Below are 25,198 nucleotides of genomic sequence, written 5' to 3' on the forward strand. Positions count from 1 at the left end.
CTTTACAACTTGACAGTCGCTATGAAGTGACAGCTACTCTCAAATTATGCTGACTTCCACTTCGCGCTGGTACGCGCTCGCCGCCATGGCGTTGAGCACGCTCGCGGTCGGCCTCGACACGACCGTGCTCAGCGTCGCGCTGCCCACCCTGGCCCGTGACCTCGACGCCTCCACCGGTGACCTGCAGTGGTTCACCACCGCCTACCTGCTCGTGCTGGCCGCGGCGCTGCTGCCGGCCGGCCTGCTCGGCGACCGCCTCGGCCGCAAACGGATGCTGATCGGGGCGCTCGTGCTCTTCGGCGCGGCCTCGGTGGCCTGTGCCTACGCCCAGACCTCGGCTCAGTTGATCGGCGCCCGGGCCGTGCTCGGCCTGGGCGCGGCGGTGATCATGCCGTTGTCCGGGGCGGTGCTGACCACGCTGTTCGACGCCCGCGAACGCGCCCGCGCCATGTCGATCTGGGTCACCGCGAGCGCGCTCGGCATCCCGCTCGGCCCGCTGCTGGGCGGCTGGCTGCTCGACAACTTCTGGTGGGGCTCGGTCTTCCTGATCAACGTGCCGGTGGTCGTGGCCGGGGTGATCGCGCTGGCCGTGTGGCTGCCCTCGTCGCGCGGCGAGTCGGCCCGGCTCGACCTGCCCGGGATCGTGCTGTCGACGGCCGGGCTGGTCGCCGTGACGTACGGGATCATCGAGGCCGGCTCCCGTGGCTGGTCGGACGTCCGTTCGCTGGTGACCATGGCGGCCGGGGTCGTGCTGCTGGCCGGTTTCGTGCTGTGGCAGCGCCGCGCGTCGTCGCCGCTGGTCGACCTGGCCCTGTTCCGCAACCGGGCCTTCACCGGCGGGGCGGTGCTGGCCACGGTGGCCAGCTTCGCGATGCTCGGCCTGCTGTTCTCGCTGCCCCAGCTGTTCTCAGCGGTCGGGGGAGAAGACGCGTTCGGCTCCGGGATCCGCCTGCTGCCGGTGATCGGCGGTCTGCTCGTGGGCGCCCGGGTCGGCGAGAAGCTGGCCTCCGCGTTGGGCGCCCGCGTGGTGATCGCGGGTGGCTTGGCCCTCATCGCGGTGGCGTCCCTGCTCGGAGCCCGGACGTCGGCCACCACCGGCTACGGCTACATCGCCGTGTGGATCACCCTGACCGGCATCGGGCTCGGGCTGACCATGCCGCCGGCGCTGGCCGCGGCCATCGGGGCGCTGTCACCGGCCCGGGCCGGCATCGGGAACGCGCTGCTGCAGGCGTTACGGCAGGTGGGCGGGGCGATCGGGGTGGCCGTACTGGGGACCGTGCTCAACTCGGCCTACCGCTCGCACGTCGACGTGGCTGGGCTGCCCGCAGCCGCCGCGTCTGCCGTGCGCGAGAGTGTGACGGCGGGCGTGGCGGTGGCGGCGCAGACCGGGAGTGACGGGCTTGGTGCGTCGGTGCGGGAGGCCTTCGCGTACGGGATGGACCGCTCTTTGATCGTGGCGGGCGTCCTGGCCGCGGTGGGCGCCGTGCTCGCGCTCGTGCTCATGCCCGCGCGGCCCGCGGAGGCGCAGCCGGAGGTTTTGGCAGAATCGCTGGTATGACCTCTGACGCTCCCGCCTCCGCTGCTTCCCCCGCGGCCGTTTCGGGATCTGGTGGGGGCGTCGGGCGGGTCGCTGGGGCCGGCGGGGTTGTTTCGTCGGCGCGCCCGGGAGCGGGGGCCAGCGGGGCTGTTTCGTCGGCGCGCCCGGGAGCGGGGGCCGGGCTGCGGGAGCGCAAGAAGGCCAAGACGCGGGCAGCGATCCGCGAGGCGGCGATGGACCTGTTCAACTCACAGGGCTACGCGGCGACAACGGTCGAGCAGATCGCCGAGGCGGCCGAGGTCTCCCCGAGCACGTTCTTCCGCTACTTCCCGACCAAGGAAGACGTAGTCCTGATCGACGACTACGACCCCCTGATCGTCGAGGCGATCCGGGCCCAGCCGCCCGAGCTGCCCGTGGTCGACGCCCTGTTGCTGGGCATGCGGGAGGTCTTCGAGCATCTGACCGAGGAGGAGTGGGCGAGCGAGCGGCGTCGCCAGGAGCTGTTCCGCAGCGTCCCCGAACTGCTGGCCCGCCAGATGCAGGCCACCGTGTCGGCGATCGACCTGCTGACCGGCGTGATCGCCGAGCGGATGGGCGTGCCGCGCGACAACACGGGAGCCCGCGCGCTGGCCGGAGCCTTTGTCGGGGTGGCGCTGACGTTCCTGCCACCGGGTCGCCCCGGCCACTTCGACTCCCACGATTTCGACCGCATCCGCAGTGCCATGATCGGCTTGCGCACCCACCTGGACCCGCTGACGCCGTAACTCACACCGAGCGCTCGGGTGTGGACAGGCCGATCAGCGCGACCCGGGCGTCGTGCTCGGCGGCCAGGACGCGGTCGGCGAGTTCGGGGCGCAGGCCGGGTTCGCCGGAGGCCACCTCGAAAGCCTCGCGCATCGTCGCCACCGCCAGCACCAGACGGCGACCCTGCTCTATCGCAGTCACCCCGGACGGGCCGTCGCCGACATGTCCGCGCTGTCCATGATCGCTCTCGCTACTGGTCGTCACCCCCAACCCGCCCGACCGGGGGACCCCCACCCTAGGCGGCTCGGCGGACGAGCTGGATGAGTTTTGCACAGAAGCGGGTGGGCGTGCTTCGGGTTGTCCACAGGGGTGGCAGTCGGTTGTCGCGGTTTCCACTGCGGTGATCGCGTCGGTCAAGTGGCGTGTGGCGGCGCGGTTGCGGATGACCAAGGCCGCGGCCAGGCCGAACGCGACGCCCAGCACGGTCTGCGCCAGGCGGTCGCCGATCAGGTCGAGCGGTGGGGTCTCGTGACCGAGCTCACCGACCAGCAGGGCCAGGGGTGTGACGGCCAGCATCGCGAGGCCGTAGTTTCGCACCACCAGCAACTCGGCCACGACCTGGGCGATGACGATCTCGGCGACCAGCATCCAGGGGCCGCCGGGGACGGCGACCGCGGCGCCGGCGATCAACAGGCCGATCAGGGTGCCGACGCCGCGCTGGAGGGCCCGGTGCAGGGAGAGCCGCAGCGAGGCCGCCTGCAGGACGGCCACGGCCGAGACCGCAGCCCAATACGGGTGGCCGAGGCCCGTCAGGTGGGCGAGCAGGCCGGCTGCGGCGCCGGCGGTCAGGGCGCCCACGGCAGCTCGGGCGGCGGCGGGCCAGAGCGGGCCGTGCGCACGGGTGGGCAGGCTGCGCAGGAGGGTGGCGGCCATGCGGCGTCCGGCGATTTCGCGGTCTTCGGTGGCGGTCGCGGTGAGCTGGGGGAGCGGGCCGCGGCGGGTCACCCGGGCGGCCAGGGCGCGGAGGCCGGCGGCGGCCCGGGGGTCGTGGCCGTGCAGGCCGCTCAGCTCGGTCTCGGCGTGGGCGACCAGGACCTGTTCGGCGTGGTGGTCGCGGGCTCGGCGATCCGATCCGGCCGGACCGGGGGCGAGAGCGCGCCACGCCCGCTCGACCGCCAGCGCCGCCTGCTGGCGGGCGAGCAGACCGGCGGGGCCGGATGGAGTGTCGGCCAGGGCCGCGGCGGCGCGCAGAGCCCGGGCGATGGCCAGGCGACGCGGGGCCTCGGGGGCCACCAGACGGCCGGACATGACGATCAGCCACGAGACGGCGGCGGTGGCGGTGGCCAGCAGGACGTTGCGGGGCAGGTCGGCCCAGGTGGCGGGGAGGGCGCTGCACACGGCGGTGGCGAAGGTGAACATCAGGCCGCCGGGTGGGCCGACCCGGAAGCGGTTGGACAACGCGGTCGACACGGCGCCGACCAGGGCCACCGCGACCACCGCCGGCACGGCCGGGTGAGGGGCCAGGGCGGCGAGGGTGCCGACGGCGACCGCGGCCACCAGGCCCGCGGCGGCGCCCGCGGTGATCCGGGCGCGGCGGCGGTACGGCTCGTCACGTCCGTACAGGGCCGTGAACGCTCCGAACGTGGCGACGCCGGCCCAGGCGGTGTGGCCGGTGGCGACGAGGACGACCAACGGGACGGCGACCGCGGTGCCGGCGCGCAGGGCGAAGGGCCACGCTGTGTCGGGGGTGCGGAGCCGGGCGGCCGCGCGCATCTCAGCCCGGAGCTGCGCCGCCGCGCGCATCTCAGCCGGGAGCCGGGCGGCCGCGTGCAGGTCAGGGCGCATCCGGGGCATGGTTGAAAATTACTCGCGCGGGGTAGCCGCGGGGGTATGACGTCCGTCGCGGCTGAGGCCATCACCGATGCGGGTACGGGGCAGCTGGTCCTCGCCGCGGTGCTCGGGATCATCGTTGTCGTTCTGCTGATCGCCTGGGCCAAGTGGCATCCGTTTCTGGCTCTCATCCTCGGGTCGGCCACGCTCGGCATCGTTGCGGGCGCCTCGCCCGGGGACACGATCGACTCCTTCACCGCGGGGCTCGGCAGCACCGTCGGCAACGTCGGGTTGCTGATCGCGCTCGGCTCGATGATCGGGGCGCTGCTGGCCGAGTCGGGTGGCGCCGACGGGATCGTGAACCGCATCGTCAACAGCGTCTCCGGCTCGGCGCTGCCGTGGGCCATGGCGGGAGTGGCGGCGCTGATCGGGTTGCCGCTGTTCTTCGAGGTCGGGGTGGTGCTGCTGGTGCCGATCGTGCTGCTGGTGGCCCGCCGCACCGACATCGGGCTGCTGCGGATCGGCATTCCGGCGCTGGCCGGCCTCTCGGTGCTGCACGGGCTGGTGCCGCCGCACCCCGGTCCGCTGGTCGCGATCGCCAACCTGAACGCCGACCTCGGGCTGACGCTGATGTTCGGTCTGATCTGCGCGATCCCGACCGTGATCATCGCGGGCCCGGTCTTCGGCAACTGGATCTCCAAGCGGGTGCCGCTGCAGGTGCCGCCGCTGCTGGCCGCGAGCGGCGACCGGCCCGGGGAAAGCGGACCCCGGGGCGGCGACCGGCCCGGGGAAAGCGGACCCCGGGGCGGCGACCGGCCCGAGGGAAGCGGACCCCGGGGCGGGCAGGACTTCGTCGACCGGGACGACATCGCCAACCCGGGCGCCGAGAATCCCGACGAGCTGGTCGACGAGAAGGTCACAGCCCGGCGCAACCCGGGGTTCTGGCCCGCCGTCCTGACCGTGCTGGTGCCGATCGTCCTCATGCTCGCCCGCGCGATCGGCGAGCTGACCCTGAAGGAGGGCAACAGTGTCCGCGGCGCCCTCGAGGTGATCGGCGAACCGGTCGTCGCGCTGCTGGCCGGCCTGCTGCTGGCGATGTGGAGTCTGGGCAAGCGGGCCGGGTTCGACCGTCAGCAGACCTCGGCCGTCATCGGTGGCTCGCTGCCCCCGATCGCCGGCATCCTGCTGATCGTGGCCGCGGGCGGCGGCTTCAAGCAGGTGCTGGTCGACGCGGGCGTGGGCAACGTGGTCGCCGACGCCGCCAAGGACGCGAACATCAACGCGCTGGTGCTCGGCTTCCTGGTCTCGGTGGGCATCCGGCTGGCCACCGGATCGGCCACCGTCGCGACGATCACCGCGGCCGGCATCGTCTCGCCGCTCGCCACCACCCTCGACAAGCCGACGGTCGCGCTGCTCGCGCTCGCCATCGGCGCCGGGTCGCTGTTCTTCTCGCACGTCAACGACGCCGGATTCTGGCTGGTCAAGGAGTATTTCGGGATGACCGTGGGCCAGACCATCAAGACCTGGTCGGTGATGGAGACGATCATCTCGGTGGTCGGCTTCGCCTGCGTGATGCTCCTCAGCCTGATCGTCTGAGGCTCATTCGCAGTGCCCGTCGAGTTTCTGACCCACCGTCTGGAAGTCCCCGTTGATGTACGCCTTGGGGTCGGGCCGGGCCGCCCCCGCCGCGAGTTCCTGGCTGATCTTCTGCATCGCGTCGAGCAACCCGATGTCGGTCGCCCGGGTGCGCTCCTCCTCGACCTGGGCCGCCATGTCGGTGAGCGTCTGTCTCATCCCGGCCGTGGCGTCGTCACCCGACCCGGCGGCGTAGGTGGCCAGCCGTAACGCGCCCTCGGTGAGGGTCTTGTAGACGGCCGAGCAGACGTACTTCGGCTGTCCCACCGATGCCGACGGGGCGGGCGCGATGCTGATCGGCGCCGGGATCGAGCCGGCCGGGAGTTCCACTTCGCAGCCGGCCAGAAACGCGGCCAGGAGGAGCGGCAGAGCGGCGAGTCGACGGTGACGCATCCCCGACATAGTAGTGAATGTCGATACGACCACCACTGGAGGAATGCGCGCATCCCCGAGAGGGCCGCGTAGTTAACGAGCTATGTGCCCAACATCCGAAAAAGTGCGTTCCGTCGTAGCCTGACAGTCGCCGTGGCCGGGCTCGTGATCACGGCGGGCGGCGCCGCGATCGCCGAGGTGGTCACGTCCGTGCCGGCGACGTCCCCGTCGTTCAACGGCCCGGTGTATGCGGTGGCCTACCGCGGCTCGACCGTCTATGTCGGCGGAAACTTCACCAGCGCCATCGTCGGCGGCAAGACCGTGGCGCGGACCCGCCTGGCCGCGCTCGACGCCCGTACGGGAACCCTCTTGGACTGGCAGCCCACGGCCGACGCCAATGTCCGCGCGCTCGCGGTCTCGGGAGACGTCGTCTATGCGGCCGGCGACTTCGACAACGTCAACGGCACCTCCCGCGACGCCGTGGCCGGGATCGGCGCCACCAACGGGCAGCTCACGCCCATGAAGCACACGGTTCTCGGCCAGCCCAACGCGATCGCCGCCGGGAACGGCCGGCTCTACCTCGGCGGCCGGATCACCGCGGTGAACGGGATGCCGCGCACCAACCTGGCCGCGTTCACGCTGAGCACGGGCGCGCTCGACCCGTGGGCGCCCACGACCGACGACGTGGTCAACGCCGTCGCGGTCACACCCCGGCGGGTGTACGTCGGGGGCCGGTTCCACAAGACCAATGGCAAGGGCTCGACCCTGCGGCTGTCCGCCGTCGACCCGGACACGGGCGCGCTCGACCCGGCGTTCGTCGCCAAACCGGTGTCGCAGGTGTTCGCGCTCGCGGCCGATGCGGCGGGTGTCTATGCGGCGCTCGGTGGGCAGGGCGGTCGCGCGGTGGCGTACAACCTGACCGGCGCGACCCGCTGGACGCGCGTGTTCGACGGTGACGCGCAGGCGGTCGCGGTGCTCGACGGGACGACGTACGTCGGCGGGCACTTCGACAAGGCCTGCACGACCACCAACAACGGCGTCAAGGGGGTCTGCACCGACGGTTCGGTGCCGCGCGGCAAGCTGGCCGCGGTCGACGCCCAGGGCAACCTGCTCGAGTGGGCGCCGCAGGCCAACGGCGTGGTCGGCACCCGGCAGATCGCGACCAGCGCCGAACTCGGCTCGATCAGCGCGGTCGGTGACTTCACCACGATCAGCTCGGTCCCGCGCAAGCGGTACGTGGCATTCGGGGGCGTGACCCCGCGCCGGCAAAGCGCAGGCGGCGTGAACTCGCGCCGGGAGAACGCGTCGGCGGACGGCCCGGTGGCGTCGTACAACTTCGACTCCACGATCGCCGACGGCACCTTCGACGACGGCTCCGGGCACGGGCACCTGCTGCGCGCGGTCACCCGCAACGGCGGTCAGGTCGCGATGGAGCCGCACGGTTCGGGGCAGGCCCTGACGTTCCCGCCGCGCTGCTCGGGCGACGACTGCCCGCGTCTGGTGCTGCAGGCCGAGGCGACACCCGATCTCAACCCCGGAACCAAGCCCATCCGGTACGGCGCAGGGCTGCGACTGCCGACCGCCCCCGACGACGCCAAGGGCCCGGACGGGCAGAACGTGCTGCAGAAGGGTTACGCCGCCGAGGGCGGTCAGTACAAGCTGCAGGTCGACGGCGTCACGGGCAAGCCCAGCTGCGCCATGACCGATCGCGACGGCGGGACGACGTACGTGGCCCGCAGCCGCACCTCGATCGCCGACGACCAGTGGCACGCGGTGGAGTGCCGCCGCACCGGCCCGACGCTCGCGATCGCGGTCGACGACCAGGTGCGGGCGAGCGCGGCGATCCCGGAGACGCTCGCGGTCGACAGCGCCCAGCCGTTCAGCCTCGGCGGCAAGGGCGTCGGCGTGAACAACGACCAGTTCCACGGCGCCCTGGACGACGTCTGGATCAGCATCGGCTGAGTCCTGTTCGGACGGGAAGTTTGCTGAGAGGATCCGATGGCGGGCGCGGGGCGACCATCCGGCAGCGGGTCACCGTCACCGGGTACACCGATATGGCGGCCTTCGCACCGGGTGCACTGATCGTCGGGAGCAAGTTCTCATATTGCGAACCGGCCGAACCGGAGCCGTACTGCTATGACCGGTTCCTCAACGACACCGTCCGTCTGACCTGACCGATCGCAGGTGACGGGGCCGCCGGGCACGTGCCGGCGGCCCTTTTGCGTAGTTCGATAGTCACCGATTGTTCATGGTCAAAGTGGAGAGTTGGATTTCCCACATGCGACAATCTGGCCCAATTAGAGTGATGACCTCGCTGTACGGGTACTGGTAGCGTTGCCCGCCGTTGTCTACGCAGCGTGAGGAGTGACGAATGGCCAGCTGGATCTTGGTTCCCTGCCTGGTGAAGCTGCGCTCCGAGTTCAATGTGCTCGCGCCGAACCGCGACAAGTCCAGTGACGGTTCTGTCGGCGACGCGGCGCATGCTCAGAACCAGTCGGATCACAACCCGGACGAGACGGGCAACGTCCCGATCCGTGATGCCGACAAGATCAACGAGGTACACGCGATCGACGTCGACGTGGACCTGCGCGTGCCGGGCCTGACGATGGAGAAGGTCGTGCAGTTCCTGCTGACCCGCTGTCGTTCGGGTGCCGAGACCCGCCTGCGCTACATCATCTACAACCGGCGGATCTGGTCGGCCAGCACCGGGTGGCGGCAGGAGTCGTACACCGGAGCCAACCCGCATGACCACCACGCGCACTTCTCATCCTCGTACGAGACGAACCGCGAAGCCTCCACGGCTTCCTGGCATTTGGAGGACGTCCCCGTGGCACTCACGGCCGATGACAAGAAGTGGATCTCCGCGGAGATCGCCAAGCAGGTCAAGGCGCAGATCGACGACATCTGGGCCTACAACATCGGCAAGGCGACGGGCACGCCGACGCAGCGCGCCGACGGTGCCCTGGTGACCGCGAACCTGCGCGCCGGCACCCTCGCCAACGACCAGGTGCCCAAGCTGTTCGACGCGATCGAGCAGCTCACCGCCGAGGTCGCGCAGCTCAAGGCGGCGATGGCCGCCCGCTAGGGATTCGTCACCACCGAGCCGGTTCCCGTCGTGGAGCCGGCTTCGGTCTCTTGGCCGCCGCTGCCGCTGCCGCTGCCACTGCCGTTGCCGGTGCCGTCTCCGCCACCGGTCGGCGACGACGGGTCGTCCCCACCGGGTTCCTCCCCTTCCCCGGGCGGCTCCTCGGGGGGCGAGACCGATGTGCTGTCGTCGGGCTGCGGTTCCGGTTCCTCCGGCTCGGGCGAGTCGGACGGGACGTTCGCCGGGGGCGCCGGGCGGGTCGTGGTGGTCGTTCCCGGCGGCCGGGTGCGGGTCTTCGTGCTCACCGGCTCGGGCGCGTCGCCGGTTCCGGCCGAGCCCTGCACCGACTGGGACGGCGAGGCCGGGCCGGGATCCTTGTCGTCGTCGGGCAGCAGGAAGGCCAGCGCCGCGATCGCCGCGACCAGCACCAGAGCCCCGGCGCCGGCGAGCACCATCGTCGAGCGGCGTGCTCCGGAACCCCGTACGGGCTGCTCGGAAAGGGTCTTGGGCGTCGCCGCCGCCGCATAGCGGGGCGCCGCCAGAATCGCCGTGGTGTCGCCACCGGAGACGCCGGGAGAGCTGGACATGGCGCGGTCGGCCGCCTCGGCCATCGCGGCGGCGTTGGGGAACCGGTCTTCCGGCTGCTTGGCCATGGCGCGCAGGGCGACGGCCCGTACGGCGGGAGGAATGTCCCCGGGCAGATCGGGCGGCGCCTCGGTGACGTGCTGCATCGCGATCGCGATCGGGTTCTCGCCGGTGAACGGCGGCTGGCCGGCCAGGCAATGATAGGCCACCACCCCCAGCGCGTAGATGTCGGCCGGCGGCCCGGTCGTCTCCTTCGAGACCTGCTCGGGCGCGATGTACATGGCCGTGCCGACGACCTCGCGGGCCCCGGTCAGCGTCGACGAGGAGGCCGAGCGGGCCACCCCGAAGTCGACCAGCACCACGGTGCCGTCGGGCTTGATGATCAGGTTGCTGGGCTTGACGTCGCGGTGCACGATGCCGGCCTCGTGCGCGGCCTCGAGGGCCCGCGCCGCCTGGGCCACCACCGACATGGTCTCGGCCGGAGTGAGCCGGCCGCGTTCGGCGATGCGCTCGTTGAGCGGTTCCCCGTCGATGCGGGCCATCACGATGTACGCGTCGGCGCCGCCCTCGGTCTCTCCGAAGTCATAGACGTCGGCCACACCGGGGTGGTGCAGCGCGGCCATCGACCGGGCCTCGTGGCGGAACCTCTCCTGGAAGCCGGGGTCACCGGCCCGGTCGGCGTGCAGCGTCTTGACGGCGACGTCACGGCCGAGCACCGTGTCGGTCGCCCGCCAGACCTCGCCCATGCCGCCGGCCGCGATCCGGTCGTCCAACCGGTATCGGCCACCGAGAATCTCACCTGGGGATGGCATGGACCTCCTCTACCCGAACACCGCTGAGACCATACGCGACAACGACGGAGGTCAACGTCCCGCAACGGGCGCGGAGCTGAGATCGCCCGTGCGGTGGATCGTCTGCCACTTCAGGCGGCGGCCGGTGACCGCGGCCAGCGCCGAGTGCAGCAGCACCAGGTACATGACCTGGCGATAGACGATCTGCTGGAGGGGCAGGGTCCACAGCGGGCGCAGCGGTTCCCGGTCGAGCCGGAACGCCAGCACCGCGGTCAGCGCCTGGACGACCAGCATGGCCAGCCAGCCGATCAGCGTGATCTCGCGGTCGAGGAACAGAAGGCCGTACACCGCCATCAGGTCGATCAGCGGCGCCAGCAACGGCAGCAGCACACTGAAGAGGGCGATGAACAGCAGCCCGCGCCGGCCGAACCGCCCCGAGGCGCCCCGATCGGTGACCGCCCCGCGGTGCTTCCACATCGACTGCATCGTGCCGTAGCTCCACCGGTAGCGCTGCCGCCACAACTGCTTCACCGTCGCCGGCGCCTCGGTGTAGGCCCGCGCCGACTCCTCGAAGACCACCCTCCAGCCCGCCCGGTGGATCGCGATGGTCAGGTCGGTGTCCTCGGCCAGGGTGTCGGTGCTCAGCCCGCCGGTCTCGGTGAGGGCGGCCCGCCGGAACGCGCCCAGGGCGCCCGGGATGGTGGGGATGCAGCCGAACGTGTCGTACAGCCGCCGGTCCAGGTTGAAGCCGATCACGTATTCGATGTGCTGCCACTTGCCGATCAGGCCGCGCCGGTTGCCGACCTTGACGTTGCCGGCCACCGCGCCCACCCGCGGGTCGGCGAACGGCTGCACCAGCCGGTGGACGGCCTCGGCCTCGACGACGGTGTCGGCGTCGACCATCACGATCAGCTCGTTGCGCGAGAGCCGGACCCCGGCATTGAGCGCGTTCGCCTTGCCGCCGTTGGGAATGCGCACGATCCGCACATTCTTCAACCCGATTTCCCGTACGGCGTCAGCGGTGCCATCGGTCGAGCCGTCATCCACGACCAGCACCTCGACCCCCGGGTGGACCGAGCGGGCCAGCGATCGCACCGCGGGCCCGATCGTCATCTCCTCGTTGTAGGCGGGCACGACGATCGTGACCGGCGTGTTCACCGGCAGCCCCCACGACCAGTCCGGCCCGTGCCGGTGCCGGGAGTGGCGCCACGCGAACAGGAACAGGATCAGGGTCCGGATGACGATCAGGCCGCCCGCGGTGATCAGCAGAACCCAGAGCAGATTCAGGACGGCGTCGGAGATCCGTACGGTCCAGACGAGTGTCCGCCCCCGCCAGACCGCGTCGGACCCGGCCGCCGGGTTGGCCTGCCCGCCGATCGCCGCGCTGACCGTGCTGAACCGGTAGCCCCGCTGCTGCAGGATCGGGATCAGCCGGTCGAGGGCGGCCACCGTCTGGGCCCGGTCGCCGCCCGCGTCGTGCAGCAGCACGATCTGACCCTCGTTGCCCTTCGGCGTCAGGTTGCGGACGATGGCGTCGGCCCCCGGCCGCTTCCAGTCCTCACTGTCCATCGTGTCCAGCACGGTCAGATAGCCCTGGGCGCCGACCGCCTGCACGGTCTGCCAGTCCTTGTCGGTCAGCGCGTCCGCGAACGACGAGTAGGGCGGGCGCATCAGCCGCGTCGACCGGCCGGTGGCGTTGGCGATCGCCAGCTGGGTCTGCGAGTTCTCCATCTCGCGCCGCCACTCCGGCAGCTCGGCCAGGTCGGGGTGGGTGAACGTGTGCCCGCCCAGCTCGTGGCCCTCCCGCGCGATCCGCTCGGTGATCGAGGGATGCCGCGCGACCTGCGAGCCCACGACGAAGAAGGTGGCCGGGGTGCGGTGCTTGGCGAGCACGTCGAGAATCTTGGGCGTCCACTGCGGATCGGGCCCGTCGTCGAACGTCAGCGCGATCGTCCTGGCCGGCATCCCGTACGTCCGCACCTCGCCCCCGCCGGTCAGGTCGATCACCGGCCCGCCGTCGCGCACCTTCTCGGGCACACGGTCGTTCGAGGCCGAGGCCGGGGTGGTTCCGTCCGGGCTGAACCCGGCATCGGTGTAGACCGACACCAGGATGACCGTCGCCAGCAGCAGCAACAGGGTCAGGCCGAGCGCGCCCGCCATCACCCGCCGCCGCCGGATCCGCCGCTTGCGCCGGACCGGGGGAAGCCGCGAGGTCGTCTCGGCCGGATCCGGTGGCGGCGGCGTGGCGCGGTAGACCGTCACCGCGAGCGCACCCCGGCGCTCGGGGCGGGCGCATGCGGCGGCGGATCGGCCGACCCGACGAGCTGGCTGACCCAGATCGCGATCAGAGCCAGGATCAGGAGCACCCCGACCGCGTACGCCGTTCTCCGCAGCCACTTGCGCCGGCCACCCGTGGGATCGACGAACACCGGCGGTGGCCCGGCCTCGCCGACCTCGAACATTTCGGTCCGGGCGTTTTCCGGAGTCGCCGCCTTGCCGACCGCGCGGCCCACCCGTGCACGCCCCCGGGGCGGACGCCCGACCGGGGCCCGCCCGATGCTCGGTTCCTCAGGCACACCATCGACGCTAGAAGATGCCCCGCGAATGCGCACTTCCGCGTAAAAGATACGTCAGTGTTTTCCACCGACGTTTGATCGATAAAGGACGGTGAATGCGTCTCAGGAATCCGGCTCCGCCTCGAGGATTTTCTGGACCGCCTCGTGAAGCGTGCGGTCGGAGATCGCGTCACCCTGGACCCGCCTCGCGCAGATCGGTGATCAGCTCGGTGGTGGCCAGCCGCAGCGGATCGTCGCCGGGGGAGAGGCCCGGCAGGCCGGGGCGCAGGTATAGGAGCACGTCGCCCGGGTAGATCGTGTCGGCCATAGTGGAGCTGTGTATCGCGCGCTGCTGGTGTGCAACTCCACCTATCCCGCCGACCCGCGGCTCGACGATCTGCACGGGCCCCGCACCGACGGGCGGGAACTCGCTGCGGCCCTCGCCGACGAGCGGAGCGGCATGTTCGAGCCGGCCCAGGTCGAGGTGTTCTTCGACGAGACCGGCCGCGAGATCACCCGGCACGTCAACGCGTTCTTCCGCGCGGCCCAGCCCGAGGACGTTCTGCTGTTCTACTTCAGCGGACACGGCCGCAGCCGCAACGGCAAGCTCTATCTCTGCGCCACCGACACCGTCGCCGACCTGTTGCCGGGCACCGCGATCTCGAACGAGACGCTGAGCGACATCCTGTCCGACTCGCTCGCCCACGCCATCGTGATCGTTCTTGACTGCTGTCACGCCGGAGCCTTCAAGGGCGGACCGGTCAACGTGGAGCAGCTGCTCTCGGGCAAGGGCCGGTTCGTGCTCACCGCCACCGGCGCGGCCCAGCTCGCCGACGACGCCGCCGAGGACGGGAAACCCAGCCCGTTCACGCACGCCCTGATCGAGGGCCTGCGGACGGGCGCCTCCGACGCCGACGGCGACGGCCACGTCGACCTGGCCGACCTCTACAAATATCTGCAGGCCACGCTGAAGGGCAGCCCCGAGCCGCGGCACAAGTTCGACGGGTACGGGTCGGTCGCGATCGCCCGACGCGACGCCGCCGTTCCGGCTCCGGCTCCCCTTCCGGAAGCGCCGGACCAGGAGGACCGGCAGTTTCTCGACGTCACCACCGGCGACACCGTGATCGACGCACGGCGGGTGGCCGAGTTCCGCGACCGGATCCGGCCCGATGTGGGCCGGTCGGCGGCCGGCAGCGCCACCGCCTTCCTGCAGTCCGCGCACCTCATGCGGTCGGGCCGGCTGACCCGGGCCGGCGCGCTGCTGTTCGGCGCCGACCCGATGGCGGTGATCCCGACCGCCACCGTGCAGTGCACGCAGTTCCACGGCGTCCGACGGGATGCGCCGATGGACAAGACGGTGCTGGACGGCAGCGTCCCCGAGCAGATCGAACGGGCCCGGTCGTTCGTGGCCGGGCTGGCCCGCCGGGGCGAGGTTCCCACGGCCGAGTCGGCGACGACCGAGCCGGTCTACCGGTTCCCGATGGTGGCGGTGCGCGAGATCATCGCCAACGCCCTGGTGCACCGCGACTACGGCCACGCCCAGATGTGTGTCCACGTGCGGGTCTTCGCCGACCGCGTCGAGGTCACCAGCCCGGGCGAGTGGAACGGCGCCGACCTCGCCGAGGGTGATCCGGTGCCGCTGGGGCGGTTGGCCGGAGAGTCCCGGCAGCGCAACTTCTGGCTCGCCCATGTGCTGACCTGGAACAGCCTGGTCGAGGCGGAGGGCGCGGGCATCCCGCGGGCGCTGGCCGACTGCCAGGCCCACGGGGCCGCCGAACCCACGGTCACCCGCTCCGGCGACGCGGTCACCGTCACCGTCTATCCCCGGGCCGAGCCCAGCGCCGCCTCGGAGACGAGCACCCAGATGATCGACAACCTGCCGCCGAGAGCCGCCGTCTTCGAGGGCCGTGATCCCGACATGATCGACGAGCTGCTGTTCGACGGGACGGCAGCCGGAGTGGCGATCTCGGGGCCCGGCGGCGTCGGCAAGACCCAACTGGCGGTCGAGTACGCCCGGGCCCGGCGCGACCGTTACCGGGTGGTGTGGGTGCTCACCTCGGACAGCCCGGGCAACCTCGGCCTGGGGCTGGCGGCGCTGGCCGCCCGTCTGCAGCCGAGCGGGATTCTGGCCGACGCGCAGGCGTGGGCGCTGAACTGGCTGCAGAACAACCACGACTGGTTGCTGATCTTCGACGACGTGCACAGCCTGGGCGAGATCTCGGCCGTGCTCGGACCGGTGGCCGGTCGCGGCCGGGTGCTGGTCACCACGCGGCCGCACCAGAGCGACGTGCGGTGGGGGCAGCTGGGTCTGCGGCAGTTGCGCCTCGACGTGCTGGACCGGGCGGCGAGCGTGCGGTTGCTGATCCGCCTGACCGGCTCGGACGACGTCGAGGGGGCTGATCGGTTGGCCGCCCAGCTCGGCGACCTCCCGCTCGCGCTGCACCAGGCCGCGGCCCTGATCAGCGACGGCCGGCTGACGTTCGGCGATTTCCAGGCCCGGATCGAAGCCGAACCGGAGGGCCGGAATCTCACCGAGCTCATCAACGCCGGGTTCCGGGCGGCGGACGAACGCTCGCCGCTGGCCCGCCGGATCCTGGACGTCCTGGTCTGGCTGGCCCCGGAGCCCTTGCCGGAAGACGTCCTGCTGCCCCTCGTCTCCGACCCGGCCGCCCTCGACGACGCACTCGGAATCCTCGACTCGTACAACCTGGTGCTCCGGGAGCCGGGCACGGTGCGACCCCACCGCCTGGTGCAGGAGATCGCGGCCACCACGGGGTCGTGGCCGCCGGCTGATCCCGAGGTGGTGGCCTGGCTCCTGCGCCGGGCCGGCCCGGGTGACCCGGCGAGCGGCGTCGCGGGCTGGCCACGGTGGAACCAGCTTCTTCCGCACATCGACGCCATGGTCGACAAGATGGTGAGCACGGTGGACACGCGGGTGCTGCGGCCCGGGAAGGGCGGCCACCTGAGGGACCTGCCACTGCCGCCCGACCTGCTCTTCGTCGTGGATCTGGCCGCGACCTACCGGCTCTTCCAGGGCGAGAGCGAGATCGCGATCCGGTCGTTCGAGCGGAATCTCGCCGTACGCCGCCACCAGCTCGGCAACGACCACCCGGACACCCTGACCTCGCGTCACAACCTCGCCTCGGCCTATCAGACCGTGGGCCGCCTGGACGCGGCGATCGAGCTGCAGGAGGCGGTCCTGGCCGACTACGAGCGGTTGCTCGGCCCGGACAACCCGGACACGCTGGCCGCCCGCAACAACCTGGCCCGCGCGTTCCGGCTGGCCGGTCGCCCGTCCGAGGCGATCGCCCTGCACCAGCAGGTCGTGGCCGACTCGGGCCGGGTGCTCGGCGTCGACGCCCCGGACACGCTGGTCGCCCGGATCAACCTGGCCGCCGCGCATCGGGAGGCGGGGCTCGGCGGCGAGGCGATCGCTCAGGCCGAGCGGGTGTTCTTCGACTGCCGCCGGGTGCTGGGCCGCGATCATCCGACCACGCTCAACGCCCGGGCCGTGCTGGCCGAGGCCTATCGGCGGGTGGGCCGGAACGCCGAGGCGGTCGAGGCGCTGCGGGAGGTGCTCGAGGCGCGTCGCCGGGTGCTCGGGGAGGAACACCCGGCGACCCGGGAAACCGCACGCGAACTGGGCCTCGGCTGACGGCGAGGCCCAGTTCAGGGGTGGTTCGGGTGTGGGTCAGGCGTGGTTGCGGCGGGGGAGCCGGAGGGCGACCACCGCGCCCGCCGCGACGATCAGGGCTCCGACGATCACGGCCGGGCGCAGGCCGTCGACGAAGGACTGCAGGCTGGTGTAACCGCCGTACGAGCTGAAGATCGAGGCCAGGGCGGCGACACCCGCGGCCACGCCGACCTCGCGGATCGTGTTGTTGACGCCGGAGGCGACGCCCCGGTCCTGGTCGGTGACGCTGGCCAGCGCGACCGTGCTGATCGGGGCGAAGGTCAGGCCCATGCCGATGCCGGCCAGCAGGAACGCGACCATCAGGCTGCCGTAGGTGACCGTGGTGCTGGTGGCCAGGCCGATCCAGAGAATGCCGGCGGCCAGGAACAACTGGCCGGTGAAGATCAGGGCGCGCTGGCCGATGCGGTCGCCGAACAGGCCGGCCAGGGGGGCCACGATCATCGGGGCCGCCGTCCAGGGCAGGGTGCGCAGGCCGGCGTCGAGCGGGCTCAGGCCCTGCACCACCTGGAAGAACTGGGCCAGCAGGAACACCGAGCCGAAGGCGCCGGCCGAGAACGTCAGGGTGACCGTGTTGACCAGGCTGAAGCCGGGGGCGCGGAACAGCCGCAGCGGCAGCATCGGCGACGGGTTCCGGGACTGCCAGACCACGAACGCCGCGAGCAGGGCGGCGCCGCCGATCAGCATGGTGAGGATGCGGGCCGAGGTCCAGCCGCGGTCGGGGCCGTCGACGACGCCCCAGATGACCAGCAACATGCCGGCCGCCGAGAGCAGCAGGCCGAGCGGGTCGAGACGGCGGGCGCCGCCGCGGGACTCGCCGAGCACGGTGAGGGCCAGCACCACGGCCACGACACCGATCGGCACGTTCAGCCAGAAGATCCAGTGCCAGTCCAGGCCCTCGACGACCGCGCCGCCGACGACCGGGCCCACCGCCACACCCAGGCCGCTGATGCCACCCCAGATTCCCACTGCGGCCGTACGCAATCGGTCCGGCACCGCCTCGGCGAGAAGTGTCAGTGCCAGCGGGGCGACGGCCGCCCCGCCCAGGCCCTGCACCGCCCGCGCGGCGGTGAGCTGCCACGACTCGGTGGCCAGGGCGGCGGCGGCCGAGGCGAGGGTGAAGACGACCAGGCCGGCGATGAACATGCGGCGGCGGCCGAGGCGGTCGCCCAGCGCGGCCGCGGTGAGCAGGAAGGCCGCGAACGGCAGCGTGTACGCGTTGACGAACCACTGCAGGTCGGCCAGTGACGCGTTCAGGTCGGTGCGGATCACCGGCAGCGCCGTGCTCACGACCAGGTTGTCGAGCGTGACCATGAAGGTCGGGATGCCGACGGCGGCCAGCACCGCGGCGAGCGGGCGACGGCGGCGCTGCGGCGGCGCAGGCGCCTCGAGTACAGCGGTCATGACGTTTCTCCCCGGATGTTGTTATCCACTGATAACTTCCGGAGCCGACGTTAGTTATTGACTGATAACATGTCAACCGTGACCCGAACCCGCCTCACCGCCACCGAGCGCCAGGAGCAACTGATCGCGGCCGCCATCCAGGCCTTCAGTCAGAGCGGCTACGCCGGCACCACCACCGATCAGGTGGCCCGGCTGGCCGGCGTCTCCCAGCCGTACGTGATCCGCCTGTTCCGTACGAAGCAGGAACTCTTCCTGGCCGCGGTGCAGCACGCGGGCAACCGGATCGAGGCGAAGTGGCGCAAGGCGGCCGAGGAGGAACCCACCCTGGAGAGCCTCGGGCGCGCGTACAAGGACCTGCTCCAGCAGCCCGAGCTGGTCACCATGCTGCTGCACGGGTTCGGGGCCGCCAGCGACCCGGCGATCGGCGACCCGGTGCGGACCTGCTTCGGCCGCCTCTACGACGTGGTCCGCGAACTCACCGGCGCCAGCAACGAGGAGGCTCGCGACTTCTTCGCCTTCGGCATGCTGCTGACCTGCCTGGGCGGGATGCGGCTGGTCGGGCCGGACGCGGTGCCGCCGCAGCCGTGGGCGGCCGACCTGCTGGGCACCTTCGAGAACCTGACCTAGGCGCTGGAGGTCAGATGTTGTGCCGGGTGTAGGCGGGTTCCCGCCAGCCCAGCATCGCCTCCGTCATGCGTACGGCGTCGACCGTGGCCCGCACGTCGTGCACCCGCACGATCCGGGCGCCGCGCAGCACGCAGAAGACCACGGCGGCCAGCGTGCCGGCGAGACGTTCGCTCTGCTTGGCGTCGAGCGTCTCGCCGATGAAGTCCTTGTTGCTCACCGCGGCCAGCAGCGGATAGCCGATCGCGGCGATCTCGTCGAGCCGCCGGGTCAGCTCCAGCGTGTGCAATGTGTTCTTGTTCAGGTCGTGGCCCGGATCGATGATGATCTGGTCGGGCCGCACCCCGCGCTCGAGCGCCGTCGCCACCCGCTCACGCAGGAACTTCTGGATGGCGGCGGTGACGTCGTCGTACTGCGGGCTCGGCCACAGCGTGCGCGGCGCGGCCAGGCTGTGGCAGATCACCAGCTGGGCGTCGGTGCCCGCGACGACGTCGGCCATCGCCGGATCGCGCAGCCCCGACGTGTCGTTGACGACCGCCGCGCCGGCCCGGATCACCTCGGCCGCGACCTCGGGCCGGAAGGTGTCGACCGAGACGGCGCAGCGGGACTTCGCGAACTCCACCACGGGCAGCACCCGCTCAAGCTCCTCGGCCGCCGACACCTCGGGCCCGGGCGCGAACGGCACCCCGCCGACGTCGATCCAGTCGGCCCCGGCATCGGCCGCCGCGGTGACCGCCTCCAGCGCCCTCTCGAGCGCGAACGTGCTGCCCCGATCGTGAAAGGAATCCGGCGTCCGGTTGACGATCGCCATCACCGCGACGCGCCGGGAAAAGTCGAACGGGCGCCCGCCGATGACCCGCGTTCCGATCGTCTCGCTCACGAGCAGGGACGCTATCAGGCCTGCTCGCAGGTATTTCGAGCGGTGCACGAATTAAAGCGGGCGACATGGGTACCCGGAATATGCGGTTCTATACGGTGCCATTTTATCTTTATTGCGCTAGGGAAACTATGAATGACCGGAAGGCGGTTCGGGTAGCCATTGCGGCGAAGGCACAACGACGAATCCTTTCTGGAGGAATCCCCATGAGTGACGTGCCATCGGGCGCTCGTCGGCCGGACGACGCCTATTCCGTCGGCGTGCCGACCACGGCCGACTACCCGACCACGGCCGACTATCCGACCCAGGCCTACGCCACCGAGAGCTACCGCGACCCCTCGCCGTCCGGTTCGGACCTCGGCGGCAACCAGGACGGTGGCGCCAAGGAGAAGGCCAAGGAGGTCGCGAGCCAGACCGGGCACGCGGCGGGCGAGGCGGCGACCGACGTCAAGGACACGGCCAAGGAGCAGGCGGCCAAGGTCGGTCACGAGGCCAAGGCCCAGGCGAGCAACCTCGCCTCGGACGTGCGCAACCGGGTCAACGACCAGGCCCGCACCCAGAACGACAAGCTTGTGAGCCAGATCCGCGACACCGCCGACCAGCTCGACGAGATGCGCGGCGAGCGCGGCGACTCCCCGGCCGCGGCGGTCGTCTCGCGGGTGGCCGAGGGTGGCCGTCAGTTCGCCGACTACCTCGACCGCAACGGCCCCGACGGCGTGCTGCGCGAGGTGCAGGACTTCGCCCGTCGCCGCCCCGGCGCGTTCCTCGCCACGGCCCTGGCCGCCGGCTTCGTCGTGGGCCGCCTGGGCAAGGTCGTCGCCAAGGCCGACCCGGACGCCGGTGTCTCCAAGCCGCAGACCGATTCGTTCGTGTCGCGCCCGGAGGCCACCGCCTACCCGACGACCCCGGTCACTCCCGCGCCGGAGACGACCCCCGCCTATCCCGCCGCCACGACCGGCTTCACCGAGCCGACGCCCGGCTACGCCTCCGCGACCGAGTACAGCGCGACCGGCACCGGCACGCCCTCGGTGCGCGAGGAGTACGTGGTCGAGAGCCCGGAGCGCCTGCGATGACCGCACCGCACCGCCACGACGCCGAAGAGGTTGCCGAGACCTCGGTCGGCGAGATGATCGGCAACATCAGCAACGACCTGTCGCAGCTGTTCCGGCAGGAGGTCGAACTGGCCAAGGCCGAGCTCAAGCAGGAGGCGGCCAAGGCCGGCAAGGCCGGGGGAATGCTCGGCGGCGCCGCGTTCGCCGCCTATCTGGCCGTCGTGCTGCTCAGCTTCGCCCTGGTGTTCGCGCTCGACGCCGTCATGCCCGCGGGCTGGGCGGCCCTCATCGTCGCCGTCCTGTGGGGCGTCATCGGTGGCGTCCTCTATGTGACCGGCAAGAACAAGCTCAAGACCGTCGACCCCATGCCCCGTCGCACCGTCGACACGCTCAAGGAGGACGCCCAATGGCTGAAGAACCCGACCGGCTGAGGCAGCAGATCGAGAACACCCGGGCGTCGCTGACCCGCGACGTCGACCTGCTGGCCGAGAAGACGAGCCCGTCCCGGGTCGCGCAGCGGCGGTGGACGGCGGTGAAGGAGAAGGTGATGGGCACCAGCGAGCACGCCACCAGCACGGTGAGCGACAAGGCGTCGCAGGTCGGCAGCGCGGTCAGCGACAAGGCCTCGCACGCCTCCGACGTGGCGGGTGACAAGGCGCACCAGGCGGCCGACGCCGTGCGCAGCGCCCCGCAGGCGGTCGCCTCGCAGACCCAGGGCAACCCGCTCGCGGCCGGCATCATCGCGTTCGGCGTGGGCCTGCTGGCCTCGACGCTGATCCCGGTCAGCGACGCCGAGAAGCGGGCCGGTCAGCAGCTCAAGGACCACAGCGGCGACCTCACCGAGAAGGTCAAGGACGTCGCCACCGAGCTCAAGGACGACCTGGCCGGTCCGGCGCAGCAGGCCCTGAACGAGGTCAAGTCGACCGCCCAGGACGCCGTGCAGACGACCAAGGAGACCGCGCGTTCCGACGCCCAGGACGTGAAGGAGCAGGCCCGGTCGGCCGCTTCCTGACCGTCGCGTGCATCCAGGGCCGGTTCCCGTACGGGGACCGGCCCGGTTGCGTTTGCACCGGTCACGCCGGGGAAGCCGAGAGGTATGAAACTCGGATACAAGCTGGCCGCCGAGGCCTTCGGACCCAAGGAACTGATCCGCCAGGCCGTACGGGCCGAACAGGCCGGGTTCGACTTCGTCGAGATCAGCGACCACTACCATCCGTGGCTCGACGTGCAGGGGCACTCGCCGTTCGCCTGGAACGTGCTCAGCGCCATCGCCGTGCAGACCGACCGCCTCGGGCTCGCCACGGGCGTGACCTGCCCGACCGTGCGCTACCACCCGGCGATCGTCGCGCAGGCCGCAGCCACCCTCGCGATCATCTCGGACGACCGTTTCACGCTGGGCATCGGCGCCGGCGAACGGCTCAACGAGCACGTCGTGGGCCAGGGCTTCCCGAGCGTCCGGGGACGGCACGAGCGCCTGGTGGAGGCGCTCGACATCATCAATCTGCTGTGGCAGGGCGGCTATCAGTCGTACGAGGGAAAGCACTTGCAGCTGGAGGACGCGCGGGTGTTCGACCTGCCCGACAAGCTGCCGGTGATCGCCGTGGCCGCGGGGGGCAGGCAGGCCGCCGAACTGGCCGCGACCCACGCCACCGGCCTGTTCGCCACCGAGCCGCGCGCCGACCTGATCGAGACGTACACCGGGGCCGGCGGCAAGGGCCCCCGTTACGCCGAGGCGTCGGTCGCGTGGGCACCCAGTGCGGAGGAGGCGGTCAAGGCCGCGCACGAGACCACCCGCTGGGCCGTGACCGGCTGGAAGGTGATGGCGGAACTGCCGAACCCGGTCAATTTCGAGGCGGCCTCGGCCACGGTGCGCCCCGAGGACATCGCCGAGCAGTTCGCCGTCGGGCCCGACCCCGAGCCGTACGTGAAGATGGTCGGCGAGTACAAGAAGGCCGGATTCGACCACATCGTGCTCATGAACGCCGGCCCCGATCCCGACGGTTTCCTCGACTTCTTCGCCAAGGAGCTGAAGGGCCGTCTGTAAAGGTCACTCCTTCCGGGGGCTTGGCGATGCCCGGGCCGGGTACTCGCCGCCCCCGTGACCCTGACCCCCGAGATCCGTTGCGCCGCCGTCGAGACCGAGGACGTGACCGTCGTCGTCGCCACCCGCAACCGCGGTGAGCGCCTGCGGGAGACCTTTCCGCACCACCGCGCCCGCACGGTTCTGGTCGACAACGGTTCCGACGAGCCGCCGCCGGTGTTCCGCGGCGTCGAGATTGTCCGGCTGCCGGAGAACCGCGGGGCCGCCGCCCGCAACGTCGGGGTCGAGCGGGCCCGTACGCCGTTCGTGGCGTTCGCCGACGACGACTCGTACTGGGCGCCTGGATCGCTGGCCCGGGCCGCCGAGCTGATGCGGGCCCACCCGCGCGCGGCGCTGCTGGCGGCCCGGGTGCTCGTCGGCCCCGAGCAGCGCGAGGACCCGGTGTCGGCGCAGATGGCGGCCTCCCCGCTCGGCACGCCGCCGGGCGCGGCCGGGCCGTCGGTGCTCGGATTCCTGGCATGCTCGGTCGTCGTGCGCCGGGACGCGTTCCTGGCGGCCGGCGGCTTCGAGGCCAGGCTGTTCGTCTATGGCGAGGAGGCCCTGCTCGCGATGGACCTGGCCGCGGCCCGCCACGAACTGTCCTACGTCGGGGAACTGACCGTCCGGCACTTCCCGCGACCGGCCGGACGTGACAACGGCGCCCGGGCCCGCATCGAGGCCCGCAACCGGGTGCTCACCGCGATGCTGCGCCGCCCGCCCGCGGTGGTGGCCCGCACGCTCATGGCGAACCCGCGCGGCGCCGCCGGCGCGCTGCGGCACGTGGCCTGGGCCCGGCGCCACCGCAGCATGCTGCCGCCGCAGGTCGAGAACGACCTGCGGCGGCTCGGCTGAGCAACCGTCACCAGCCCTGCGGCGGGGCCTCGATGTGGACGGCCTTCACGACCGTCATCTCGTCGAGCAGTTCGGGGCCGTAGCCGAAGCCCTGGCCGCTGCCCCGCCGCGGATGCGCGGCCCCGCCCGGTGCCCCGCCGAAGACGGCGTTGACCTTCACGGTTCCCGCCGGCAGCCGCCGCCAGGCCCGCTGCGCGTTGCTCATCAACGTGGTCAGCACCGAGGCCGCCAGCCCGTACGGCGAATCCGCGGCCCGCTCCAGGGCCTCGTCGAACGAATCTACGGTGACCACGGGCGCGACCGGTCCGAACGTCTCCTCCCGGACCACGGCCATGTCGTCCGTGCAGTCGGCCAGCACGGTCGGCGGATACCAGGCGCCCGGACCGGCCGGGGCGGCGCCGCCGCTGAGCACCCGGGCGCCCGCCTTGACCGCCTTCTGCACCTGCTCGTCCACCGCGTCCCGCATCCGCCGGTCGACCATCGGGCCGATCTCCCACCGGGAGGCCTCGCCGGCCAGCGCCTCGAGGAAGGCCCCGGCGACCTCGCGGTGCACGTAGACACGCTCGACCGCGACACAGATCTGCCCCGAGTTGACGAAGGCGCCCAGGGCGACCTGCGACGCCGCCCACACGGGGTCGACGCCGGCGTCCACGATCACCGGGTCGCTGCCGCCGTTCTCCAGAAGGGCCTTCGCCCCCGTACGGGCGCACGCCGCCGCGATCGATCGACCGGTCGCGGTCGAGCCCACCTGGGCCACCACGTCGACCGGGGCGGCGGCCAGCCGGGCGCCGACCTCGCCGTCGCCGTTCACCAGGGTGAGCACGCCGGTGGGGAAGTGCGGCGCCAGCAGCTGCACGAGGCGCCAGCCCGTGGCCGGCGTCCGTTCGCTGGGCTTGTGGACGACCGTGTTGCCGGTGACGAGGGCCGCCCCGAGCAGGCCGCACGACACCGCGACCGGGTCGTTCCACGGCGTGATCACCGCTACGACGCCGCGCGGCTCGTAGGCCATCAGGTCGATCGCCTCATGGTCGCCGGCCAGCGCGCGGCCCCGATGGGTGGGTCCCAGCTCGGCGTACTGCCGCAGGGTCCCCACCCCGGCCATGATCGATTCCCGGGCGCCGTCGACCGGCTTGCCCATTTCGGCGGTCATGATCGCGGCCAGCTCGTCCGCGGCCGCCGCCACGGCGTCGGCCGCCGCATGCAGGGCCGTGGCCCGGGCCGCCGGGGCCGTCCGGGCCCACTCGGGAAGGGCGGAACGGGCCGACCGCACGGCCCCGGCCACATCCTCCTCACTGGAGAACGGGACCCGGGTCACCGGCGTGCCGTCGGCCGGATTCAGAACGGTCAGAGCGCGGCCCGAGCCACCCGGTTGCCATTCGCCGGCGATGTGTTGCAGAACCTCGAACATGGCGCGCGGTTGCCCCCGGTCCAGGGCCCTAAACGTGTCATCCGTGCAGGTGACATCGCCGCAATTTTATTTGTAA

General features: G+C 71.7%; 21 protein-coding genes. 12 read left to right on the top strand and 9 right to left on the bottom strand.

Annotated elements, in window-relative coordinates; all coding sequences use genetic code 11:
• The first annotated feature begins 46 nt into the window (after positions 1–46).
• Both JIG36_RS38675 and JIG36_RS38680 read left to right on the top strand, forming a co-directional pair.
• Positions 47–1,558, top strand: coding sequence for an MFS transporter (locus tag JIG36_RS38675; protein ID WP_203381415.1), 1,512 nt, complete (start codon positions 47–49; stop codon positions 1,556–1,558).
• Positions 1,555–2,301, top strand: coding sequence for a TetR family transcriptional regulator (locus JIG36_RS38680; RefSeq protein WP_203381416.1), 747 nt, complete (start codon positions 1,555–1,557; stop codon positions 2,299–2,301). Before JIG36_RS38675 ends, JIG36_RS38680 begins: the two co-directional genes overlap by 4 nt.
• 1 nt (position 2,302) lies before the next feature.
• On the opposite strand, the gene JIG36_RS38685 is transcribed toward JIG36_RS38680, so the two are convergent.
• Positions 2,303–4,126, bottom strand: coding sequence for an FUSC family protein (locus JIG36_RS38685; protein WP_203381417.1), 1,824 nt, complete (start codon positions 4,124–4,126; stop codon positions 2,303–2,305).
• 45 nt (positions 4,127–4,171) lie between these two features.
• On the opposite strand from JIG36_RS38685, the gene JIG36_RS38690 reads away from it, so the two are divergent.
• Positions 4,172–5,707: a GntP family permease gene (locus tag JIG36_RS38690; RefSeq protein ID WP_203381418.1), complete on the top strand. Its 1,536-nt coding sequence runs from the start codon at positions 4,172–4,174 to the stop codon at positions 5,705–5,707.
• A 3-nt stretch (positions 5,708–5,710) separates the two neighbouring features.
• Here JIG36_RS38690 and JIG36_RS38695 read toward each other — a convergent pair whose 3' ends face one another.
• Entirely contained in the window at positions 5,711–6,139 is a 429-nt protein-coding gene (locus JIG36_RS38695; protein WP_203381419.1) for a hypothetical protein, read from the bottom strand.
• Between the two features lie 132 nt (positions 6,140–6,271).
• Between JIG36_RS38695 and JIG36_RS38700 the strand changes: the two genes are divergently transcribed.
• Together JIG36_RS38700 and JIG36_RS38705 are read left to right on the top strand one after the other, a co-directional pair.
• The gene (locus JIG36_RS38700; protein ID WP_307873081.1) at positions 6,272–8,080 is read left to right on the top strand and encodes a laminin G domain-containing protein; all 1,809 of its coding nucleotides are present in this window, start codon (positions 6,272–6,274) and stop codon (positions 8,078–8,080) included.
• Between the two features lie 409 nt (positions 8,081–8,489).
• Positions 8,490–9,203: a hypothetical protein gene (locus JIG36_RS38705; RefSeq protein WP_203381421.1), complete on the top strand. Its 714-nt coding sequence runs from the start codon at positions 8,490–8,492 to the stop codon at positions 9,201–9,203.
• Here JIG36_RS38705 and JIG36_RS38710 read toward each other — a convergent pair.
• The 4 genes from JIG36_RS38710 to JIG36_RS38725 all read right to left on the bottom strand — a co-directional run bounded on the left by JIG36_RS38710 (position 9,200) and on the right by JIG36_RS38725 (position 13,462).
• Complete coding sequence (locus JIG36_RS38710; RefSeq protein WP_203381422.1) at positions 9,200–10,600, bottom strand: serine/threonine-protein kinase; 1,401 nt, start codon at positions 10,598–10,600, stop codon at positions 9,200–9,202. The two genes, JIG36_RS38705 and JIG36_RS38710, sit on opposite strands and share 4 nt — an antisense overlap.
• A gap of 51 nt (positions 10,601–10,651) precedes the next feature.
• Positions 10,652–12,841, bottom strand: a complete 2,190-nt coding sequence (locus JIG36_RS38715; protein ID WP_307873082.1) for a bifunctional polysaccharide deacetylase/glycosyltransferase family 2 protein — start codon at positions 12,839–12,841, stop codon at positions 10,652–10,654.
• Positions 12,838–13,155, bottom strand: a complete 318-nt coding sequence (locus tag JIG36_RS38720) for a hypothetical protein (RefSeq protein ID WP_203381423.1) — start codon at positions 13,153–13,155, stop codon at positions 12,838–12,840. The genes JIG36_RS38715 and JIG36_RS38720 overlap by 4 nt, the downstream gene beginning before the upstream one ends.
• A gap of 169 nt (positions 13,156–13,324) precedes the next feature.
• Positions 13,325–13,462, bottom strand: a complete 138-nt coding sequence (locus tag JIG36_RS38725) for a hypothetical protein (RefSeq protein WP_203381424.1) — start codon at positions 13,460–13,462, stop codon at positions 13,325–13,327.
• 9 nt (positions 13,463–13,471) lie between these two features.
• Here JIG36_RS38725 and JIG36_RS38730 point away from each other — a divergent pair, with 9 nt between their 5' ends.
• A complete protein-coding gene (locus tag JIG36_RS38730) occupies positions 13,472–16,789 on the top strand; it encodes a caspase, EACC1-associated type (RefSeq protein ID WP_203381425.1) in 3,318 nt (1,105 codons plus the stop codon).
• 36 nt (positions 16,790–16,825) lie between these two features.
• Here JIG36_RS38730 and JIG36_RS38735 read toward each other — a convergent pair whose 3' ends face one another.
• Positions 16,826–18,229: a DHA2 family efflux MFS transporter permease subunit gene (locus tag JIG36_RS38735; protein WP_203381426.1), complete on the bottom strand. Its 1,404-nt coding sequence runs from the start codon at positions 18,227–18,229 to the stop codon at positions 16,826–16,828.
• 78 nt (positions 18,230–18,307) lie between these two features.
• Between JIG36_RS38735 and JIG36_RS38740 the strand changes: the two genes are divergently transcribed.
• Complete coding sequence (locus JIG36_RS38740) at positions 18,308–18,856, top strand: TetR/AcrR family transcriptional regulator (protein ID WP_438870787.1); 549 nt, start codon at positions 18,308–18,310, stop codon at positions 18,854–18,856.
• A gap of 10 nt (positions 18,857–18,866) precedes the next feature.
• Here JIG36_RS38740 and folP read toward each other — a convergent pair whose 3' ends face one another.
• Positions 18,867–19,733: a dihydropteroate synthase gene (gene folP / locus JIG36_RS38745; protein WP_307873083.1), complete on the bottom strand. Its 867-nt coding sequence runs from the start codon at positions 19,731–19,733 to the stop codon at positions 18,867–18,869.
• A 203-nt stretch (positions 19,734–19,936) separates the two neighbouring features.
• Here folP and JIG36_RS38750 point away from each other — a divergent pair, with 203 nt between their 5' ends.
• From JIG36_RS38750 to JIG36_RS38770, 5 genes are all read left to right on the top strand, one after another.
• On the top strand, positions 19,937–20,803 hold the full coding sequence (locus JIG36_RS38750; RefSeq protein ID WP_203381428.1) for a hypothetical protein: 867 nt from the start codon (positions 19,937–19,939) through the stop codon (positions 20,801–20,803).
• Complete coding sequence (locus JIG36_RS38755; protein WP_203381429.1) at positions 20,800–21,213, top strand: phage holin family protein; 414 nt, start codon at positions 20,800–20,802, stop codon at positions 21,211–21,213. Before JIG36_RS38750 ends, JIG36_RS38755 begins: the two co-directional genes overlap by 4 nt.
• Positions 21,189–21,794, top strand: coding sequence for a DUF3618 domain-containing protein (locus tag JIG36_RS38760; protein WP_203381430.1), 606 nt, complete (start codon positions 21,189–21,191; stop codon positions 21,792–21,794). Before JIG36_RS38755 ends, JIG36_RS38760 begins: the two co-directional genes overlap by 25 nt.
• An 84-nt stretch (positions 21,795–21,878) precedes the next feature.
• Positions 21,879–22,826, top strand: a complete 948-nt coding sequence (locus JIG36_RS38765) for a TIGR03557 family F420-dependent LLM class oxidoreductase (RefSeq protein WP_203381431.1) — start codon at positions 21,879–21,881, stop codon at positions 22,824–22,826.
• Positions 22,827–22,880: 54 nt separating this feature from the next.
• Positions 22,881–23,714 carry a glycosyltransferase family 2 protein gene (locus JIG36_RS38770; RefSeq protein ID WP_307873084.1) on the top strand — a complete coding sequence of 278 codons (834 nt, stop codon included), beginning with the start codon at positions 22,881–22,883 and terminating at the stop codon, positions 23,712–23,714.
• Between the two features lie 7 nt (positions 23,715–23,721).
• Here the strand turns inward: JIG36_RS38770 and JIG36_RS38775 are convergent, their stop codons facing one another.
• On the bottom strand, positions 23,722–25,122 hold the full coding sequence (locus JIG36_RS38775) for an aldehyde dehydrogenase family protein (RefSeq protein WP_203381432.1): 1,401 nt from the start codon (positions 25,120–25,122) through the stop codon (positions 23,722–23,724).
• Positions 25,123–25,198 lie beyond the last annotated feature (76 nt).

It is taken from the genome of Paractinoplanes ovalisporus (assembly GCF_016834655.1).
In the GTDB taxonomy this organism is placed as follows: domain Bacteria; phylum Actinomycetota; class Actinomycetes; order Mycobacteriales; family Micromonosporaceae; genus Actinoplanes; species Actinoplanes ovalisporus.